Source organism: Beggiatoa alba B18LD, from assembly GCF_000245015.1.
GTDB classification, from domain to species: Bacteria; Pseudomonadota; Gammaproteobacteria; order Beggiatoales; family Beggiatoaceae; genus Beggiatoa; species Beggiatoa alba.
In genome coordinates this window covers 180,959-202,051 of the sequence record NZ_JH600070.1, presented here as the reverse complement: position 1 = coordinate 202,051, position 21,093 = coordinate 180,959, and the positions used below count along the sequence as shown (strand labels likewise).

General features: G+C 41.4%; 12 protein-coding genes. 8 read left to right on the top strand and 4 right to left on the bottom strand.

Translation table 11 applies throughout. The annotated features are described in order from the left end of the window. Window positions 1-104 precede the first annotated feature (104 nt). Window positions 105-2,144: a sodium-translocating pyrophosphatase gene (locus BEGALDRAFT_RS00795; protein WP_002682680.1), complete on the top strand. Its 2,040-nt coding sequence runs from the start codon at window positions 105-107 to the stop codon at window positions 2,142-2,144. A gap of 242 nt (window positions 2,145-2,386) precedes the next feature. Here BEGALDRAFT_RS00795 and BEGALDRAFT_RS19075 read toward each other — a convergent pair whose 3' ends face one another. Next, complete coding sequence (locus BEGALDRAFT_RS19075; protein WP_157237525.1) at window positions 2,387-2,524, bottom strand: hypothetical protein; 138 nt, start codon at window positions 2,522-2,524, stop codon at window positions 2,387-2,389. Window positions 2,525-2,643: 119 nt separating this feature from the next. Between BEGALDRAFT_RS19075 and BEGALDRAFT_RS00790 the strand changes: the two genes are divergently transcribed. From BEGALDRAFT_RS00790 to BEGALDRAFT_RS00760, 6 genes are all read left to right on the top strand, one after another. Next, window positions 2,644-5,622, top strand: a complete 2,979-nt coding sequence (locus BEGALDRAFT_RS00790; protein ID WP_002682679.1) for a type I restriction endonuclease subunit R — start codon at window positions 2,644-2,646, stop codon at window positions 5,620-5,622. Further along, window positions 5,612-6,886: a restriction endonuclease subunit S gene (locus BEGALDRAFT_RS17675; protein WP_050978379.1), complete on the top strand. Its 1,275-nt coding sequence runs from the start codon at window positions 5,612-5,614 to the stop codon at window positions 6,884-6,886. The genes BEGALDRAFT_RS00790 and BEGALDRAFT_RS17675 overlap by 11 nt, the downstream gene beginning before the upstream one ends. Before the next feature lie 15 nt (window positions 6,887-6,901). After that, window positions 6,902-7,960: an AAA family ATPase gene (locus BEGALDRAFT_RS00775; protein ID WP_002682677.1), complete on the top strand. Its 1,059-nt coding sequence runs from the start codon at window positions 6,902-6,904 to the stop codon at window positions 7,958-7,960. Window positions 7,961-7,962: 2 nt separating this feature from the next. Beyond that, on the top strand, window positions 7,963-9,546 hold the full coding sequence (locus tag BEGALDRAFT_RS00770; protein ID WP_002682676.1) for a type I restriction-modification system subunit M: 1,584 nt from the start codon (window positions 7,963-7,965) through the stop codon (window positions 9,544-9,546). Between the two features lie 378 nt (window positions 9,547-9,924). Next, window positions 9,925-12,198: a carbamoyltransferase HypF gene (gene hypF / locus BEGALDRAFT_RS00765; RefSeq protein ID WP_002682675.1), complete on the top strand. Its 2,274-nt coding sequence runs from the start codon at window positions 9,925-9,927 to the stop codon at window positions 12,196-12,198. Between the two features lie 1,004 nt (window positions 12,199-13,202). Beyond that, entirely contained in the window at window positions 13,203-14,081 is an 879-nt protein-coding gene (locus BEGALDRAFT_RS00760; protein WP_002682674.1) for a phosphoribulokinase, read from the top strand. An 81-nt stretch (window positions 14,082-14,162) separates the two neighbouring features. Here the strand turns inward: BEGALDRAFT_RS00760 and mnmE are convergent, their stop codons facing one another. Further along, on the bottom strand, window positions 14,163-15,497 hold the full coding sequence (gene mnmE, locus BEGALDRAFT_RS00755) for a tRNA uridine-5-carboxymethylaminomethyl(34) synthesis GTPase MnmE (protein WP_002682673.1): 1,335 nt from the start codon (window positions 15,495-15,497) through the stop codon (window positions 14,163-14,165). 15 nt (window positions 15,498-15,512) lie between these two features. Continuing rightward, the gene (gene glgC, locus BEGALDRAFT_RS00750) at window positions 15,513-16,784 is read right to left on the bottom strand and encodes a glucose-1-phosphate adenylyltransferase (protein WP_002682672.1); all 1,272 of its coding nucleotides are present in this window, start codon (window positions 16,782-16,784) and stop codon (window positions 15,513-15,515) included. Between the two features lie 410 nt (window positions 16,785-17,194). On the opposite strand from glgC, the gene BEGALDRAFT_RS00745 reads away from it, so the two are divergent. Next, window positions 17,195-17,809: a class I SAM-dependent methyltransferase gene (locus BEGALDRAFT_RS00745; protein ID WP_002682671.1), complete on the top strand. Its 615-nt coding sequence runs from the start codon at window positions 17,195-17,197 to the stop codon at window positions 17,807-17,809. 203 nt (window positions 17,810-18,012) lie between these two features. On the opposite strand, the gene BEGALDRAFT_RS00740 is transcribed toward BEGALDRAFT_RS00745, so the two are convergent. Then, a complete protein-coding gene (locus BEGALDRAFT_RS00740; RefSeq protein ID WP_002682670.1) occupies window positions 18,013-20,943 on the bottom strand; it encodes a TIR and AAA domain-containing protein in 2,931 nt (976 codons plus the stop codon). Window positions 20,944-21,093: the final 150 nt, after the last annotated feature.

The following is a 21,093-nucleotide window of genomic DNA, read 5'->3' as shown; positions in this document are numbered from 1 at the left end:
TTAGGTTCAAGATAGAAAAATCAGAGACCTGTTTTTTACTTCATTATTTGAGGATTTATATAGACGTTTAAAACTGTTTTACCAACCAATCAGGAGGATGTCGTATGGCTATGCTGGGATTGTTGTTCGCGCTGTTATGTGCAGGCGGTGCATTATTTTATGGTGTTATTTCTATCAAGTGGATTTTGGCACAACCAGCAGGAAATGAGCGAATGCAAGAAATTGCAACCGCCATACAGGAAGGGGCTGAAGCCTATTTAAATCGACAATACACCACAATCGGCATTGTGGGCGCGATTATCTTCATCATCTTATGGGTGTTACTCGATGGTTTAATCGCTTTTGGCTTCTTACTCGGCGCGCTACTTTCTGCGGCTGCGGGCTTTATTGGGATGCATGTCTCTGTCCGTGCAAACGTACGCACGGCTCAAGCAGCCAGCAATGGCTTAAATGCGGCACTTGCCCTTGCATTTCGTGGTGGGGCAATTACAGGGATGTTAGTCGTTGGATTAGGACTATTAGGGGTGGTTTTATATTTCTCACTCCTTTACTTCTCTACAAATACAGATAAGGAAATTATTAACTTATCACCGCTTATTGGTCTTGGATTTGGTGCATCCTTGATTTCCATTTTTGCCCGTTTAGGCGGGGGGATTTTCACCAAAGGGGCGGACGTTGGCGCGGATTTAGTTGGCAAAGTTGAAGCAGGCATTCCCGAAGATGACCCTCGCAATCCTGCCGTCATTGCAGACAATGTTGGCGATAATGTTGGCGATTGCGCAGGGATGGCAGCAGACCTATTTGAAACTTACGCCGTTACACTGATTGCAACCATGTTAGTTGGTGGAATTACCTTCGCCGCTACCTCTCCAGAAACAGCACTGATGTCCATGATTTTACCGCTAGTTTTAGGTGGTGTTTCTATTCTCGCCTCTATTATTGGCACATACTTTGTGAAGATTAACCGCCAAGGCGAAAAAATCATGAATGCCCTCTATCGCGGATTAATCGTCGCGGCAGGCATTTCCGCTGTCCTCTTTCTACCACTCATCCTCATCTTTATGGGCTGGGACGCAGGGATTAAACTCTACTTCGCCTCCCTCGTTGGTCTTGTTCTCACTGCATTGATGGTCTGGATTACCGAATATTACACAGGGACAGAATTCTCACCCGTCAGACATATTGCCCAAGCCTCCACAACAGGTCATGCCACTAACATGATTGCAGGGCTAGGTATCTCTATGAAATCCACTGCATTACCCGTGCTAGCTGTCTGCTTAAGTATTTTTGTTGCCTACTGGCTTGCAGGTTTATACGGCATTGCCATTGCCGCGACTGCCATGCTCTCCATGACAGGCATCGTCGTTGCCCTAGATGCCTATGGCCCGATTACTGACAATGCAGGCGGTATCGCAGAAATGGCAGAATTAGGCAAGGATATTCGTAATATTACCGACCCTTTAGACGCTGTTGGCAATACCACAAAAGCGGTTACAAAAGGCTACGCCATCGGCTCGGCGGGTTTAGCTTCTCTCGTCCTTTTTGCTGACTTTCAACATAAATTAGCTGATGTTGGTGGCGGGACACAGGTCACTTTTGATTTAAGTAACCCTCACGTCATTATTGGCTTATTCATTGGGGGGATGATTCCCTACTTATTCGGCGCAATGGCAATGGAAGCGGTTGGACGGGCAGCGAGTAGCGTTGTGATAGAAGTGCGTCGCCAATTCCGCGAAATTAGTGGCATCATGGAAAAAACCGCGAAACCCGACTACTCCAAAGCAGTGGATATGCTGACAACAGCGGCAATTAAAGAAATGATTATTCCCTCTTTACTTCCTGTTTTAGTCCCAATTCTGGTTGGCTTATTACTCGGTGCGCAAGCCTTAGGCGGGTTACTCATGGGGACAATTATCACAGGCTTATTTGTTGCTATTTCCATGACGACAGGTGGTGGCGCGTGGGATAACGCCAAGAAATACATTGAAGACGGACATCACGGTGGAAAAGGCTCAGACGCACATAAAGCCGCTGTAACAGGCGACACCGTCGGCGACCCCTACAAAGACACCGCAGGTCCTGCGATTAATCCCTTGATTAAGATTATTAATATTGTCGCGTTGTTATTAGTGCCATTTTTATAATTTAATCCATTAATCGCTTTTTTAAATCAAACCTGTCAAGTTTAACCGCTTGTCAGGTTTTTTTATTGATATCTTATAGTAACCGTACCATAAAGTAATTTAAATCTAGGACTGGCAGTCCTCACAGGACTGCCAGTCCTTCATGTCGTTTTATAATACGTTTACTATATTTAACCTGAGTTCTGCGAGATTTCATAAATAAAATAGTGAATTGCTCGTTACCAAGTTTCACTTGGTAATGCCTACTCGCCAAGCTCTGCTTGACTTGTACTTGAACGCTTCAATCTTAAGTTTGCTTGTATTCGGCAAGCGGAGCTTGCAAGGCAGGCATTACCAAGCAGAGCTTGGTAACGAGCAAACCAATATAGTAAACGTATCATAATTAGGACTGCCAGTCCTTCGCATCGTTTTATAGTGCGTTTACTATATTTTCAGGCGTAAAATAGCTGAAGCTCTTTTAAATAGGAACAAGTGCAAAACTTTATAAGGACTTTGCGCAATGACAGAAAAAGATATTGAAGATTTTTTTATTCATAAATTAGAATTACTTAAATATAGTTATCGCCCAGATATTCATGATTATGAGGCGTTAAAAGCGAATTTTCGGGCGCATTTTGACGCATTAAATGCGGTTAAATTGACTGATAGCGAATTTAGCCGTTTGTTAGCGCAAATTATTAGCCCTGATGTGTTTGCGTCGGCTAAACATTTGCGCGAGCGGAATAGTTTCGAGCGGGATGACGGTACGCCACTGCATTATACCTTAGTGAATATTAAAGACTGGTGCAAAAATACTTTTGAAGTTATCAACCAGTTACGCATGAATACTGAAAGTAGTTATCATCGTTATGATGTGTTGTTGTTACTGAATGGCGTGCCTGTGGTGCAAATTGAGTTAAAAAGTCATCAGATTACCCCGCGTCGGGCAATGCAGCAAATCATTGAATATAAGAATGATGCGGGGAATGGTTATAATAAAACTTTGCTTTGTTTTTTACAGTTGTTTATCGTGAGTAATCAGATAGATACATGGTATTTTGCTAATAATAACTTGCGTCATTTTCATTTTAATGCGGATGAGCGTTTTTTACCGCTTTATCAATTTGCCGATGAAAATAATAAAAAAATTACTCATTTAGATGCGTTTGCGGATAAATTTCTTGCTAAGTGTACACTGGGGGAAATGATTAGCCATTACATGGTGTTAGTGGCGAGTGAGCAAAAATTATTGATGATGCGCCCTTATCAAATTTATGCGGTTAAGGCGATTGTCGCTTGTATTCATCAGCATTGTGGTAATGGGTATATTTGGCATACGACGGGCAGCGGTAAAACGTTGACTTCTTTTAAAGCCGCGACGTTATTAAAAAGTAATCCTGATATTGATAAATGTTTGTTTGTGGTTGACCGTAAGGATTTAGACCGCCAAACCCGCGAGGAATTTAATAAATTTCAAGCGGGTTGTGTTGAGGAAAATACTAATACAGAAAGTTTAGTGTCTCGTTTATTGTCGGATGATTATGCGGATAAAGTCATTGTTACGACTATTCAAAAGTTGGGGATTGCGTTGGATGATGAGGGAACAACGCAGAAGGGTAAAAAACGGCATTATCGCGAGCGGTTGAAGGCGTTGCAGGATAAGCGTGTTGTTTTTATTTTTGATGAGTGTCATCGTTCGCAGTTTGGGGAAAATCATCAGGCGATTAAGGAGTTTTTTCCTAATTCTCAATTGTTTGGTTTTACGGGTACGCCGATTTTTGAAGAAAATGCCAGTTATCAGCAAATTGAAGGACAGCAGGCTTCTTATAAAACGACGCAAGCGATTTTTCAACATCAATTACACAGTTATACGATTACGCACGCGATTGAAGACCGCAATGTTTTGCGTTTTCATGTCAATTATTATAAGCCTGAAGGCAATCCGCCCAAGAAAGCAGGCGAAGGATTGGCAAAACGCGCCATTGTTGAGGCGATTCTTGCGAAACATGCGGCGGCAACGAATGATTGCCGTTTTAATGCGATTTTTGCAACTGCGTCGATTGATGATGCGATTGAATATTATGCGTTGTTTAAAGAGTTACAAGCAGATGCTAAACCGTTGAATATTGCTTGTATTTTTTCGCCGCCGCTTACGTCTGGTGATAAAGCGCAAAATTCGAATATCAGCACGCTTGTGAATGATTTGCTTCAGGAAAAGGAAGATAATAAGCATAATCCTGAGCAGAAGAAAAGCGCGTTAATGGCGATTATTGCCGACTATAACGCTCGTTATGGGACAAATTACAGTATTAATGAGTTTGACCTTTATTATCAAGATGTTCAAAAACGGATTAAAGACCAGCAGTATCCAAATAGTGATTTATCGCATTCGCAAAAAATCGATATTGTGATTGTTGTGGATATGTTGTTGACGGGGTTTGATTCTAAGTATTTGAATACGTTGTATGTGGATAAAAATCTTAAATATCATAGTTTAATTCAGGCTTTTTCACGGACAAATCGCGTTTTGAATGATACTAAGCCTTATGGCAATATTTTGGATTTTCGTCAACAGCAGGAAGAAGTTGATACGGCTATTAATTTGTTTTCAGGGCAGGCGAGTCGAGCGGCGCAAGAAATTTGGTTAGTGGATAAAGCCCCCGTTGTGATTGAGAAGTATCAAACCGCTGTGCAGGCGTTAGAATCGTTTATGCAAAAAAATGATTTAGCTGTTGCGCCGTCGGAAGTGGCGAATATTAAAGGCGATAAGGCGCGGGCAAATTTTGTGAATTTGTTTAAAGAGATACAGCGGATTAAAACCCAGCTTGCGCAATATACGGATTTAACAGAAGAAAATACGGCAACGATTGAGCAGATATTACCAACTGAGCAGTTGCAAGGTTTTAAAAGAAGTTATTTGGATGTTGCGCAACGGTTGCGCGAATTGCAAGGCAAACAAGATGAGTCGGTCGCGCCTGAGGTTGAGCAGCTCGATTTTGAGTTTGTGTTGTTTGCTTCGGCGGTGATTGATTACGATTATATTATGACGTTGATTGCGCGTTATTCGCAGGAGTCGCCCGAAAAGCAGAAAATGAGCCGTGAGCAGTTGATTGATTTAATTCAGTCTGATGCGAAGTTTATGGATGAGCGGGATGAGATTGCTGCGTATATTGGTACGTTGGAAATGGGTAAAAGTTTGAGTGTGGAGGCAATTCATGCGGGTTATGCGCAGTTTAAGGCGGATAATTTTGCGCGGGTGTTGCGGGATATGGCGCGTCAACATGGGCTTGATGCGGTTGCGTTGCAGGATTTTGTTGCGGGTGTTTTGCGGCGGATGGTGTTTGATGGTGAGCAGTTGAGTGAGTTGTTTGCGCCGTTGGATTTGGGGTGGAAGTTGCGCGGGCAGAGAGAGCAGGCTTTAATGGTTGATTTAATTCCTTTTTTACATCAGTGTGCTAAAGGGCGAGAAATTTCGGGGTTAAAGATTTATGAGCAGTGATAAGGAGATGAAGACAGTGAAGTCGTCGGCAGGGCAGGGGCTTGTGCCTCGTTTGCGGTTTCCTGAGTTTTTGGAGGCGGGGGAGTGGGAGGAAAGAAAACTCATTGATATATGCAAAAAAATCACACAAGGCGGAACTCCAGATACATCAAATCCAGACTATTGGAACGGTTCTATCGAATGGCTTACACCTGCTGAAATGGGAAAAATAGAAACTCGTTTTATAGATTCAACTGTAAGAAAAATAACGATAACAGGACTTAAAAATTGCTCTTCTGATTTGCTACCTATCAACTCCGTTATAATTTCAACACGCGCCCCAATTGGGCATCTAGCTATTAATAAGTCTGAAATGGCGATTAATCAAGGATGTAAAGGACTAATTCCTAAAGAGTTAACTAATTACGATTTTTTATATTATGCGCTTTTTATTTTTAAGTCTTCGCTGATTGACTTAGGCGCAGGTAATACTTTTAAAGAATTATCTGGAAATTCCTTAAAGAATTTTGAAATATCTTTACCCTCCTTCCCCGAACAACAAAAAATCGCCAATTGCCTCTCCTCCCTCGACGACCTCATCAGCGCAGAAACGCAACAGCTCGCCACGCTCAAAGCGCATAAAAAAGCCTTGATGCAACAACTTTTTCCCGCTGAGGGCGAAACTGTCCCACAATTGCGGTTTCCTGAGTTTTTGGGGGCGGGGGAGTGGGAGGAAAAAACACTGGGGGATATTTGTGACTGCATAGTATCAGGGAGAAACAAACCTAAATCATTCACTGGAAATATACCGTGGATTACAATTCCAGATATTCAAGGCGTAAAAATACACTCATCAATTAGTAAATTAGGGCTTTCAATAGAAGAAATTAAGGAATGTGGGGCAAAGATTGTACCTAAAAACTCAGTTATTATGTCTTGTGTTGGAACATTTGGTTTAGTATCAATTTGTGAGCAGGATTTAGTTATTAATCAACAATTACATGCTTGGTTACCTAGTCAAATAATTAATAATTACTATTTACTGTATTCCCTAGTGTTACATAAGAATCAGATGGAAAGAATGGCAACACATACAACAATTGCATATTTAAATAAGGATAGTTGTAATGCAATAATAATTTCGTTTCCCTCCCTCCCCGAACAACAAAAAATCGCCTCCTGCCTCTCGTCCCTCGACGACCTCATCACCGCCCAGACCCAAAAAATTAACACCCTCAAACAACACAAAAAAGGGCTAATGCAACAACTGTTTCCACTTATATAAGAAGGATGTTTAGAGATGACCCAAAAAAATTATAAATACACTTCCATGCGTAGATTGTCACAAAGATTGCGTGATGACTTGGAAGGGGGAAAACAAAAGTTTATCTTGCTATATGCCTACAACAGAACAGGTAAAACCCGTCTTTCCATGGATTTTAAAAATACATTTCAACAAGCAGATACACTTTACTTTAACGCTTTTACTGAAGACCTTTTTTATTGGGATAATGATATCGAAAATAACACCGAACCAAAACTAAAAATGAATTCCGAGTCTAAATTTATTTCTGGTTTGGAAGGATTATCCTTAGATGGGAGAATTAACCATTATTTAGAACGTTATACCAACTTTGATTTTAAAATTGACTATACACAGTGGCAGATTACTTTCCACACAAAAGAAGGACAGCAAAACATCAAAATATCTCGTGGGGAAGAAAATATTTTTATTTTGTGTCTCTTTATGGTAATTTGCGACATGGTTATAGATGGTGATGATGCATATCAATGGGTTAAATATATATATATTGATGATCCAATCTCTTCACTTGATGACAATAATGTTATTGCTGTAGCAAGCGACCTCGCAAAAATCCTGCGAAAAGGAGCAGAAAAAGAACGAGTTAATGCAGTTATATCATCCCACCATACTCTTTTTTTCAATATTATCTGTAACGAACTAAAGAAAAATCGCCATAAAAAATACTTTCTACAGTATTCGAATAATCAATATTTATTACAAGACACAGCAGAAACCCCCTTTCTTTACCACATTTCTATATTAAATGAAATAAAGGAAGCTGTTGCTTCTGGAAAGTTATATACATACCATTTTAATATGTTACGTAGTATTCTGGAAAAAACGGCAATTTTTTTTGGTTATAATGATTTTTCTAGTTGTATAGACGGTTTAGATGAATCACTTCACGCACGCGCACTTAACCTACTTAGTCATGGAAAATACTCCATTTATGAACCCAAAGAAATGGTAGAAGATAACAAAAAGTTATTTCGCCAAATTTTAGAAAGATTCGAAGAGCGCTATAAGTTTAATACAGATAATTTTCCCAAATAATCATGACCGACCAAGACCAAAAACAACTCGGGAATATCCTCTGGGCAATCGCTGATAAACTGCGCGGCGCAATGAACGCCGACGACTTCCGCGACTACATGCTCTCGTTCCTATTCCTGCGCTACCTCTCAGACAACTACGAAACCGCCGCACAAAAAGAACTCGGCAACCACAACACTCTATCCCTTGCCACTTGGTACACCAACAACCCCGACGATATTCAAGCATTTGAAAGACAAGTTCGTCAAAAAACCCACTACACCATAAAACCCGAATACTTATGGGGCAATATCGCCGAAATGGCACGCACCCAAAACGGCGAACTGCTCAACACCCTACAAAACGCCTTTACCTACATAGAAAATGAATCCTTCTCCAGCACCTTCAACGGATTATTCTCTGAAATCAATCTAAATTCCGACAAACTTGGCAAAGGCTACGAAGCCCGCAACGCAAAACTCTGCGAAGTTATCAAAGCCCTTGCCGATGGACTCGCACAATTCTCTACCGATAAAGACACCCTCGGCGACGCATACGAATATCTAATTGGACAATTTGCCGCAGGCTCAGGCAAAAAAGCGGGCGAATTCTACACCCCGCAAGCTGCCTCTAGCATCCTATCTGGCATCGTTACCCTAGACAGCCAAGACCCCACCACAGGCACACGACACCAACTAGAACAAATTTTAGATTTTGCATGTGGTTCAGGCTCGCTTCTCCTCAATATCCGCAAACGCATGGGAAAAAAAGGCATTGGCAAAATATACGGACAAGAAAAAAATATCACCACCTACAACCTTGCCCGCATGAACATGCTACTGCACGAGGTAAAAGATACCGAATTCGACATCTATCACGGCGATTCACTGCTGAACGAATGGGAATTTCTGCGCGAAATGAACCCCGCAAAAACCCCAAAATTTGACGCAATTGTCGCCAATCCCCCCTTTAGCTACCGCTGGGAACCCACCGACGCACTCGGCGACGACATGCGATTTAAAAATTACGGACTCGCCCCCAAATCCGCCGCCGATTTCGCTTTTTTACTCCATGGTTTCCACTACTTAAAATCCGATGGCGTAATGGCGATTATCCTGCCGCACGGTGTCTTATTCCGTGGTGGCGCAGAAGAACGCATTCGTACCAAACTCCTCAAAGATGGTAACATTGACACCGTCATCGGCTTACCCGCTAACCTGTTCTACTCGACTAGTATTCCCGTTTGCATTCTCGTCCTCAAAAAATGCAAAAAACCCGATGATGTTCTATTCATCAACGCCGCCGAACACTTCGAAAAAGGCAAACGCCAAAACCAATTATTACCCGAACACATCGACAAAATTGTTCAAACTTACCAATATCGCCAAGAAGAACCCCTCTATTCCCGCCGCGTCACAATGGCAGAAATAGAAAGCAACGACTACAACCTAAACATTTCCCGCTACATCAGCACCAACCAACCCGAAGAACAAATAGACCTACAAGCCACCCACGCCGAACTGGTCGCTATTAGTAAAACCATTGAAAGCGCGAAAGAAAAACACAATGCTTTTTTAAAGGAATTAGGTTTATCTCCGTTACCTTAGAGTAATTAACCTGAGTTTGGCGAATTTTATAAAATAAAACAGATACCTGCTAGATTTTCAAAACCTAGCAGGTCTTTTTTTGTCTGAATCAGAATTCACAGAATTTTCAGAATTAGCAGAATTAAAAACAATTAAAAACATAATTTTTTATTCTTTTAATTTTCTTGTCTTTTTAATCCTGAAAATCCTGATTCAGACAAACTGTTGTCTTTTTTAAAAGAAACTCGCCGAACTCAGGTTAAATTACTTTATGGTACGTTTACTATATCTGTCTATACGCCATTTCCTCATTATCTCGTTCAATTGCTAACTCGCGCCCTTTTCTCCTTTTGATTAGACTTCTTTTATTGATTCGGTAGGCGAAGAGGAGCGGGGATAATGCAAGCGGAATATTGGTTAATTGGCGGACGGGTGCAGGGGGTGGGGTTTCGTCCTTATATTTATCGGTTGGCGACTGGTATCGGTTTGTCGGGGTGGGTTAAAAATCTGTCGGGACAGGTGGCAATTCATGTGCAGGGGTCGGTAACACAATTACAGCAGTTTGCGGATTTGTTGTGTCAACAGCCGCCACCGTTGTCGCAGCCAGCCATTTTAGAGAAAAAAACTTGTCAGACTTTGGACTTGCTTAGTTTTAGTATTGAAACCAGTTTGCCTAGTTCCGCAGATATTCATGTCCCGCCCGATTATTTCTTGTGTGACGATTGTTTGCAGGAGTTATTTAGCCCTACAAGCCGTTATTATCATTATCCTTTCATTAATTGTACTCAATGCGGGGCGCGTTATACCTTAATTCGTCAACTGCCTTATGACCGTTCTGCCACCAGTATGGCGGGGTTTCCGCTCTGTTCTGCCTGCCAAGCGGATTATGAGAATCCTGCAAATCGTCGTTTTCATGCGCAACCGTTGGCTTGTCCTGATTGTGGGGTGGGTTTGTGTTTTTATGATACACAGACAACAGAAACGATAGGCAATGATGACCCACATCAGACGGAACAGGCGTTAATGGCTTGTGTGGCACGTTTGCAGGCGGGGCAGATTGTCGCAGTGAAAGGGGTTGGGGGTTATCATTTGTTGTGTTTGGCGCGTTCGTCGCTCAGTGTGCAACGCTTGCGAGTGCGAAAAAATCGCCCTGATAAGCCTTTAGCTGTGATGTTTCCTTTACATGGTCGTGATGGTTTGACCTTTATTCGTCAACAGTGTTATGTCAGTCCGATTGCTGCGCAGTGCTTGAGCAGTCCCGCTCGTCCTATCGTTTTATTACCGCGTCGAGTTGATTGTGATTTGTCGCCTGAGATTGCTCCGAATTTAAATGAGGTAGGGGTTATGTTGCCTTATAGTCCTTTGCATCATTTGTTATTAACAGAATTGGGTGAACCTGTTGTTGCAACTTCTGCAAATGTGAGTGGCGAGCCTGTTTTAACGGATAATCAAGTGGTTGAAGCTCGTTTAATGGGCGTTGCTGATAGTTTTTTGCATCATAACCGTGAGATTATTCGCCCTGCGGATGATTCTGTGATGCACATGATTGGTGGGCAAGCGCGAGCCATACGGGTTGGGCGTGGGCTTGCCCCATTGGAACTGAGTCTGCCATTTACTTTGCCTTATCCTGTGTTAGCAGTGGGTGCACATTTAAAAAATACGGTGGCATTGGCGTGGGAACAACGAGTGGTTGTCTCGCCTCATATTGGCGATTTGGGAACAGCACGGAGTTTAGACGTTTTTAAACAGGTCATTGCGGATTTACAGCATTTGTATGGGGTGCGAGCTGAGGCGGTGATTTGTGACGCACATCCACAGTATGCAAATAGTCGTTGGGCGCGACAAACAGGCTTACCCATTCATGCGGTTTATCATCATCATGCTCATGCGTCTGCGGTTGCGGGGGAGTTTCCAGAAAATGCGCCGTGGCTGGTGTTTACGTGGGATGGGGTTGGATTGGGGAGTGATGGGACATTATGGGGGGGGGATGCGTTATATGGGGAAGCAGGCAATTGGCAACAAGTAGCGCGGTTTCGTCCGTTTGCGGTCGTTGGTGGCGATAAAGCAGGACGTGAGCCGTATCGAAGTGCGGCGGGGCTTTGTTGGGAAGTGGGGTTGCCGTTTACGCACACTGTTGCGGACATGCGTTTGTTACAACTGGCATGGCAGAAGCGATTGAATTGTATAACGACTCATGCTGTTGGGCGTTTATTTGATGCGGCAACGGTTTTAGTGGGGGGAATGCCTGTTGTAAGTTATGAGGGACAAGCACCGATGTGGTTAGCGTCTTTGTGTTTATCAAGAAATGTGCAAAAAGTTCCTGAATTGCCTTTGTTGAGAGTGGGGGGGATTTGGGAGAGTGATTGGTCAGTATTATTGCCTTATTTGCAGGATACAGCATTGACGCAAACGGTACGGGCAACGGGTTTTCATCAGGCAATGGCGCGAACATTGGTACAACAGGTTTTAGCAGTTTGTGCTGAAAAACAGGTAGGACAAATTGGGTTAGCGGGTGGCGTTTTTCAAAATCGTTATTTAACCGAGTGGGTGATTGATGAATTATCGATGCTTGGTTTTAAGGTTTTTTTGCCTACACAGTTGCCTTGTAATGATGGTGGATTGAGTTTTGGGCAGGTGGTGGATGTCGGAAAAAGTTTATTAAAATTGAATTAGCATTATTTAGAACGCTATTTGCATTATTAACGGGTTAAATGTTTTAAATGTTAATAATGTAAATAGCGTTATTTATTTTTATAGAGAAAAATAATTTCATGTAACTGGGTTCATTATTTTGGTAGGCTAATGGGTTTATTGTTCTAATTATAACGATTTTATCGCCAATTTTGTCTGATGTGAGGTTGTTATTTTTGGGGTTGGTGATTGGTGTTGGTGGCGGGAAAAATGGGAAGATTGAAGGAGGGAAAATGTAGTTTAACAACTAAGGTAATCTTAGTTGTTAAAATTATATAATACTTTGTTATTTTTCTAATTTTTTAAAATTTAAAATAAAAAGTAGATTCTATGTAGATTATAAAAATATTAGATATAATTTCTATATATCAGTAAGTTATGTTTAATTGAGCATAACACAGCTTTTATATAAGTCCAGCCATTTCGGCATTCAATTTGCGCTTTTTTTCTGTTTTTTTCTCTCTTCATAGTTGAGTGTTCACATTCTCTGTGGATGACAAAATGACATCCTATGACTCTCCAAACACAAACAAGCTAACTAAAAGGTTTATAGTAAACTTCTCAATATATTTTTTGTTAAAAAATAAATAGCGTTATTAACTTTTATTAAGTGACTAACTTTTTTAACTTAATAAGCATTACTAGCGATATTTAAAAGCAAATAAAAAATTTGCTAATTTCACTCTCAATGAGAGAAGCAATACATATAATTATTTATTTTTATAAATACAAAAAATACGATAAAAATTATTTATTTTTAAAATAAAAAAATACAACTTGTCAATGACACGGACACACAGCAATATCATCTCAATAATAACTGGCACAGTGAGATATTCATCACCGCCATAAAATGTAATAAACAAGAAAATAAAGAACTCTTTTAACTAATTACGTATTTTTATCCGTTTTTTTGGAACCCGTAATTATGTAAAAATTCAGAAAATATAATAAACAACAATTGGTTATTGGACGAGGAGAGTGTGATGTCAGTCAAACATCCTATTATTGCTGTTACAGGGTCATCGGGTGCAGGTACAACAACTGTTAAGAAAGCATTCGAGGATATGTTCCGTCGCTTAAAGCTCAAAACCAGCGTTGTAGAAGGGGATTGTTTTCACCGCTACAACCGCATAGAGATGAAGGAAGCCATTGCAAAAGCGGAGGTAGAAGGGCGCGTCATGAGCCATTTTGGCCCTGATGCAAACTTGTTTCACAAATTAGAAGAGTTATTTGTTCGCTATTCTCAAACAGGAACAGGACAACGTCGTTTTTATTTGCATAACGAGGACGAGGCGACCCCTTATCACCAAGACGCGGGCACGTTTACCGAATGGGAAGATTTACCCACAGAAACGGATTTACTGTTTTATGAAGGCTTACACGGTGGCATTGTGACAAAAGACGTGGATGTCACGCAGTGGGTAGATTTGTTAATCGGCGTTGTGCCTAGTATTAATTTAGAATGGATTCAAAAGATTAACCGAGACATTGCCGAGCGTGGGCATTCCCCTGAGGCAATTGTGCATACAATTTTGCGTCGTATGCCTGATTACATCAATTACATTGTGCCGCAGTTTTCACGGACACATATCAATTTCCAACGTGTTCCCTTAGTTGACACGTCTAACCCTTTTATTGCACGGGATATTCCAACCGCTGATGAAAGTTTAGTTGTGATTCGGTTTAATAAATATCGTGACCAAGATTATCCCTATTTATTGCGGATGATTCACGATTCTTTTATGTCACGTCCCAATACCTTGGTTATCCCCGGTGGAAAAATTGGATTTGCATTACAAGTGATTTTCACACCGATTATTGAACGAATGATGGAAAACCGTCGCAAAGCGTTATTGTTATAAAGTCAGTTTGGCAAAAAAAGAACCCCACTCAGGGCTGGCAGTCCTTGGAAAACTGCTAGTCCTGTTTTATCCCCGTTCATTTTACTTCCCAATACAAAACGTTGAGAAAATTTGCCCTAATAAATCGTCGGGGGTGAATTCGCCTGTGATTTCGCTTAACGCTTGTTGTGCAAGGCGTAATTCTTCAGCGAGCAGTTCATTTTGATAACTGTGGATGTAAGACATGGCATTTTGCAACGCGGTTAAAGTGCGCGTTAGTGCGTCTAAATGACGACGACGGGCAATAAAAGTGCCTTCGGTTTGCGTTTGTAAGCCTAAACGCTCACGTAAGGTCTGTTTTAAATCTTCCACTCCTGCCCCTGTTTTTGCCGAAATATAAACCATTCCTTGCGGGCTAATGCCTGCTTCATGTCCACTTAAATCAATTTTATTTCTGATAATCAGTGGTTTACTCGGAATACTAGCCAGTAATTCAGGCGTGGCTTGGTCATCGGCGTAACGGTCATCTAACAGTAAAATGACTAAATCAACCGCTTGCAAAGCCAATTTTGTGCGCCGAATTCCTTCTTGTTCAACAATATCATCTGTGTCACGCAATCCCGCCGTGTCGATAATGTGTAAGGGCATCCCGTCTAATTGAATTTGGTCACGGACAATGTCGCGGGTTGTGCCTGCAATTGGAGTCACAATGGCAGTTTCGCGCCCAGCCAGACAGTTTAATAAGCTCGATTTCCCTACATTAGGCTCGCCAACTAAGGCAATATGTACCCCCTCTTTTAATAAAAAGCCTTGTTGTGCTTGATTAAAAATTGCCTTTACCGTGTGTTGTAACTCAGTCAGTTGTCGCAATACTTGCCCATCTGCCAACAAGTCGATTTCTTCATCAACAAAATCGATACCCGCTTCGATATACGTTCTTAATAAAATAAGCTGTTCTAATAACTTATTTATTTTTCGAGAAAAATCACCCTGTAGCGAGCGTAACGCCGAACGCATCGCTTGTACAGACGCGCTGTCGATTAAGTCAGCAATGGCTTCCGCTTGGGTTAAATCAATTTTACCGTTTAAAAAAGCCCGTTCGGAAAACTCCCCTGGTTGGGCAAGACGTGCACCTGCATTGAGGACGGCAGCGAGTAATTGATCCATCACCACCGCCCCGCCGTGTCCTTGCAGTTCTAGCACTGCCTCCCCTGTGAAAGAATGCGGCGCAGGAAAATACAGGGCAATGCCTTGGTCTATCAACTCACCTTGTGCATTTAAAAATTGGCTATAAGCGGCATAACGAGGCTTAGGCAATTTATGCAAAATCGATTGTGCAATAACGGGCACATTCGTGCCTGAAATACGTATAACGCCAACGCCACCGCGTCCTGCGGGGGTTGCAATCGCTGCAATAGTATCAACTTGTTCAAACATAGAGGCATGACTCGCTTAAAGCACGGAATGGATACGTTGTCCTAACATATCAGGAGTAACTAAAACAACACCTTTAGGACTGATATAAAAGCGTTTTGCATCTTCTTCTCGATTTTCACCAATCACCGTACCATCCGCAATACGACAGCCTTTATCGATGACGGTTTTATGTAAACGGCAATTTTTTCCAATCGTCACATCAGGCAAAATCACGCTGTCTTGTACATGGGAAAAATCATTTACACGCACATTTGAAAATAAGAGCGAATGCTTAACCACTGCCCCTGAAATAATGCAACCACCTGAAACCATTGTGTCAATTGCCATTCCACGTCGTCCATCATCATCAAAAATAAACTTAGCGGAGGGCAATTGCTCTTGATATGTCCAGATGGGCCATTCTTTATCATATAAATTTAATTCTGGCTCAACGGCAACCAGCTCCATATTGGCTTCCCAGAAAGAATCCAATGTTCCTACATCACGCCAATAAGCCCGTTTATTAGTCACAGGGTCACGGAAAGGATAAGACATTACGCGATGAGATTGGATAATACGTGGAATAATATCGCGTCCAAAATCATGACTAGAATCAGCGTTTTTTGCATCCTCAATTAACTGCTCTGATAAAAAAGACCAGTTAAATAAATAAATCCCCATGGAGGCAAGCGATTGATTAGGGTCATTAGGCAGGGGTTCAGGATGGCTGGGTTTTTCTTGAAATTGTGTCACCCAACCACACTCATCAACACTCATCACGCCGAAACTTTTGGCTAAATCGCGTTGCACTTCAATACAACCGACCGTCATATCAGCTTTGTGGTTGACATGATGGGCAATCATCGTGCCGTAATCCATTTTATAAATATGATCACCTGCAAGAATCAGAACATATTCAGGCTCATGGCTACGAATAATGTCCAAATTTTGATAAACCGAATCAGCCGTTCCCGAATACCACATCGGTTTATCTAAACGTTGCTGTGCAGGCAATAACTCGATAAATTCGCCAAATTCACCCCGTAAAAACCCCCAACCGCGTTGAATATGCCGAATTAATGAATGCGCCTTATATTGCGTTGTTACCCCCACGCGATTAATGCCTGAATTGAGACAATTAGACAGTGGAAAATCGACGATGCGAAATTTTCCACCAAAAGGCACAGCGGGTTTTGCACGCCAGTCGACCAACGGGCCTAAACGTGAACCGCGTCCCCCTGCCAAAATTAACGCGAGCGTATCGCGGGTTAAACGACTCACAAAACGGGATTTTTTTTCCACGTGCATTCTTGCCTCTCCTTGAGTGATTCGATTTTTTCTGTACGCCAACAAACGGATGTGTTGTTAATGTCTCATTATTTGCATGACACCATTCAATTTAAGGTAGCCATTTATAAGGTTTTCGTTATCGTTATGATTGACTGCATAGTGTATCAAAGCCTGCTTTATTCGCGTGTACACCCCCAGCACAGTAACGCTATTTTACTGTAAATATTAGACTTTTATATTGCTTAATATAACAAAAAAACCAGCTATCAGAATATAAATATGATTGACTTTAACCTGCGTGTTAATCGTTAATTTCAAAAAACTGTTAAAATTACCAACTATTCAGTACATTCAAAAGAATTGAATGACTTAAATCTACTTACGCAGTAACTTCAAGTTCAGTAATTTATAAGGCTTTAAAAAATCAAATGGATAAAGACTCCGTTGTCAATGCTTATAAACGTTATGCAAGTGTTTACGATATTATTTTTGGTTGGGTTTTCCATCCAGGGCGGATGCGTTCAGTAGAGCAGATGAAATGCCAATCAGGGGATACAGTATTAGAAGTCGGCGCGGGGACAGGCTTATCGCTCCCCCTTTATCCGTCCGATGTTATGATTATTGGTATTGATTTATCGCCCCATATGTTAAACAAGGCGAAGATTTTAAGTGAGCGTGATGGCTTAAAAAATGTCGCGTTTGCCGTTGCTGATGCACAACAACTCTGCTTTCCCGACAATAGCTTTGATAAAGTGGTCGCCATGTATGTTGCCTCTGTTGTGCCAGACCCACAAGTTTTCGTTGCAGAAATTAAACGAGTCTGTAAACCACATGGTGATATTTTCTTTGTAAACCATTTTAGTCATCAAAATTCATGGGTTAGACGTTTTGAACAGTTTTTAACCCTTTTTGCAAAAGTTATCGGATTTAGAACAGATTTATCGTTAGAAGAATTTATTACACACAATAATCTGATTGTGAAGGAAGTAACGCCGATTAATTTATTCGGTTACTGGAGCATGATTCATGCGATTAATGATTAACAAACCTAAGCATGGCTATATTTTCAGATAAAAAAACCTGCTAGGTTTTCAAAACCTAGCAGGTCTCTGTTTTGTCTGAATCAGAATTAGCAGGATTAAAAAGCGTGATTCACCTTAATTTCTTGGTTCAAAGGGTTTAAATTCTGTTAATCCTGATTCAGACAAATGCTTGTCTTTTTAAAAATCTCGCCGAACTCAGATTACTAACCGATTTCTGTACGTACACGCTCCCAATGGGCTAATAATCCCCATTGTTCTATCGCAACAATCCGTGATTGAGCCACTTCTAAATGATGAATAGCACTATCAGTTGCATGGGTATAATGTGCTAACCGTGCGCCTAATAATGATAATTCGGCTAAACGCAAGCGGTAGTTCATTTCATACAATAAACGCGAGGTTTGACTATATAAAGTTTCTACCTGCGTGAGCGGATTATCTCCCACACCTAGCTGATTTAAGAATGGTGTTGCATTTGGTTGCAGTTGTAAGGCATACCTATCTAACAGTAAGTTAGCCAGTAATAGATTTGCTTTTACTTCATACAAGTGCATATTGCAACGTTTAGCAATTTCTAATACTTCGTCAACATCGCGCTTTGCTAACTCCCAATTTTTCAATTGTTGATACGCCGTTGCACGGGCTAATAAGGCTTCAGGAATGTATAAAAATACTTCAGCAAGATGCAATTGTTGCACTGCAGAATTTAATAAAGGCAAGGCTTCTTGACTACGCGCTAAGGCATTAAAAACCTTTCCTAAGGTTAAACGTCCAAAGGCAATGCTGACTAATCCTAAGCCATCTTCTGCAATGTGTAAGGACTGTTGCGCACGTGACAAAATCGCCTCGCGCTCTGCGGCACTTTGTGCTGTATCCAGTAATAAATCGCAATATTGTGAACCAATGAGCGAATACAATTGCCCGTCGTTTGGCTGGTCTTGTACTTGTAACATTTCAGCCAATTCAAAAGCTGCATGGCTATAATCTAATTCGCCTAACTGATGTAATAAATTGCCGAATTTGGCATGACACAGTAATCGTGTAAAGGTGTGCTGACTGGTTTCAGCCAATTCTATGGCGGTTTGTGCGACTTCTTCCGCTTCGCTTAAGCGTCCCAAGGTCAATAATAAATCCGCGCGGTTATTTTGCGCTTTTGCCGCGTTTTTCCAATCTTGGCGAGTTTTACAAAGCATTGCCGCCCCTTTTAAAGGCATCAATCCTTCTTCTAATTGTCCTAACGCCATCATATAAAAAGCCGCTTGTGCTAGAAGCCAACTTTGGTCAGCAATAGAGAGGCTATTAATCGGTTTTGCCCAATTGCCTGCTTCAAAAAAACTGGCAATCACAGCTAAATCAGCAGAAAACGCCCCTAATTGTTGGGTACTAAAATATTGATCACCGCGTAAAATCCGCTCACGATAAACACGTAAAGCAGCTTCATATTCACCTGCTAAACAACCATGAGTAACCGCACGGTATAAAGGCTCTAAAGAGGCTAAGGTATCAGGCTGATTGGTTGTGGGAAAATTTTGGAAGTGTTCGAATAGCTGATGATGTGCATCTTGCCAAATGTCTTTTTGTTGTGTACGTAATTGTTCACGGAAATATTGACGCACTAAGGGATGCGTGTCCCATGTTGGCGGATTTTGTTGTGCTTGCGTATAAACTAAACCAAGTTTATTTAAATGAAAAATCACGCCCGCCCATTCTAATTCGCTGAGTTTGCGAACAGCTTTAGTTAATTGTGCTTGTTCAAATAACACATGCCGTTCTACAAGGGTTAACGGACGGTCTAACAGGCTTAACACTTGTAAGAAAATCCGTTCTGGCGCATTGACTGTCCAGAATTTTTCGTCGTAAAACTGTAAAACCCGTAATGCTTGCCCGCCCTGTTCTTCCGCAACTGATAACGCGGGTAAACGGGCATGTTGTGTCGCATCGCCTGCATAGACATCAACACATAAATTTCCTAATAACATCAAGGCTAAGGCATGACCTTTATACGTCTTAACCACAGAAACCAGTTGCCATGGTGAGCCTTTTATACCTAAAGATTTTAATAACCGTGCACTTTCTCCAACGTTTAAATTATCGAGCACTAAATTAGTGTAACCGCGTTGCTCAATATCACTTAATTCAATAATTTTTTGCCGTGATGTCAGTACGACCAAACGCTGTCCCCCCAATGGAGAGGTTTTTAAAATTTGTAAAAAAGTTTTTAAGCCTAAATCGGCACACGCGCCTCTGCGCACGCTCGGCGCGTATTGCAGGGTTTCCACTCCGTCTAAAATTAAAATAGTGGGTTTATTGGCTAATAAAGTGACTAAACGTAATGCTTTCGCATCATCGGTTAGAGGTAATTCATCTGTATGTCCAAAAAAACGCAAGGCTTGGGTTAAAAACAAGCTGGAGGAAACGCTAGGCTGTTCATCGGCTTGTCCATAAAACGACCAACCAAAGACATAAGACGCACCTAAATAATGAGGTGCTATTTTTTCTAACCATGCATTGACCAATGCGGATTTCCCCACCCCTGCAGGGGCGGTAACACTGACAATAAATGTATTTTTGCTTTCAAATGCATCGGTTAATGTGGATAAAGCAAACCGTCGTCCGACTAAGGGCATACTCATAATTGGTAAATGCTGTAAATCGACAAGAATTGGCATGTCATCCGTCGCAGTCATTTGTTGTTCTGTACACCAACGATTAACCCGTTTAGCAATCGCTTGCCATTCTTCAATGGGATAAACCGTGCGGTCTAGTGGCACGTCACCTTTTGGCAAAGCCTGTGTTTTACAGAATTCTAAAGCCCCCCAATTGCCACTAGTTAAAATAATCGGCACAACCCGTTTACCCGTCAGCGTTAATTGTTTAAACAAGCGGATTAAGCTCGGCATGGTTATAAAATCAGACTGCATAAAAAATGGGCTGACAAGGAGAAGAATTACCGTTGCTTGACGTAATTCCAATTCTAAGGTCGCAAGCTGTAAAGCCCCTTCTTGTAGTTGCAAATCTTCCCACACAGTGATGGCTTTTTGTTGGCGCAAATCCTGTAAATGGGCTAACAGCGTATTTTTAAATGTCTCGTCTTGATGTGCGTAACATATTAACAACTTAGGGTCTGTTGCCATTGGTGGTCTTCCAGTGGTGCGGGTTTAAGTTTTAACTGTTCAGTTGGTAGGGAGTAAAATCCGACACTTATACAGAAACTAAACGATTAAACAATTATTTTTATTCTAGCATGTTCCTTTCTAATCCGATAAATATCACGATTAGTGTCG

Bases quoted from the DNA above. Each gene is read 5' to 3' on its own strand.
- BEGALDRAFT_RS19075 (WP_157237525.1), bottom strand. From the start codon at position 2,524: ATGATACGTTTACTATATTGGTTTGCTCGTTACCAAGCTCTGCTTGGT.
- BEGALDRAFT_RS00770 (WP_002682676.1), top strand. From the start codon at position 7,963: ATGACCGACCAAGACCAAAAACAACTCGGGAATATCCTCTGGGCAATC.
- BEGALDRAFT_RS00790 (WP_002682679.1), top strand. From the start codon at position 2,644: ATGACAGAAAAAGATATTGAAGATTTTTTTATTCATAAATTAGAATTA.
- BEGALDRAFT_RS00795 (WP_002682680.1), top strand. From the start codon at position 105: ATGGCTATGCTGGGATTGTTGTTCGCGCTGTTATGTGCAGGCGGTGCA.
- mnmE (WP_002682673.1), bottom strand. From the start codon at position 15,497: ATGTTTGAACAAGTTGATACTATTGCAGCGATTGCAACCCCCGCAGGA.
- BEGALDRAFT_RS17675 (WP_050978379.1), top strand. From the start codon at position 5,612: ATGAGCAGTGATAAGGAGATGAAGACAGTGAAGTCGTCGGCAGGGCAG.
- BEGALDRAFT_RS00740 (WP_002682670.1), bottom strand. From the start codon at position 20,943: ATGGCAACAGACCCTAAGTTGTTAATATGTTACGCACATCAAGACGAG.
- BEGALDRAFT_RS00760 (WP_002682674.1), top strand. From the start codon at position 13,203: ATGTCAGTCAAACATCCTATTATTGCTGTTACAGGGTCATCGGGTGCA.
- hypF (WP_002682675.1), top strand. From the start codon at position 9,925: ATGCAAGCGGAATATTGGTTAATTGGCGGACGGGTGCAGGGGGTGGGG.
- glgC (WP_002682672.1), bottom strand. From the start codon at position 16,784: ATGCACGTGGAAAAAAAATCCCGTTTTGTGAGTCGTTTAACCCGCGAT.
- BEGALDRAFT_RS00745 (WP_002682671.1), top strand. From the start codon at position 17,195: ATGGATAAAGACTCCGTTGTCAATGCTTATAAACGTTATGCAAGTGTT.
- BEGALDRAFT_RS00775 (WP_002682677.1), top strand. From the start codon at position 6,902: ATGACCCAAAAAAATTATAAATACACTTCCATGCGTAGATTGTCACAA.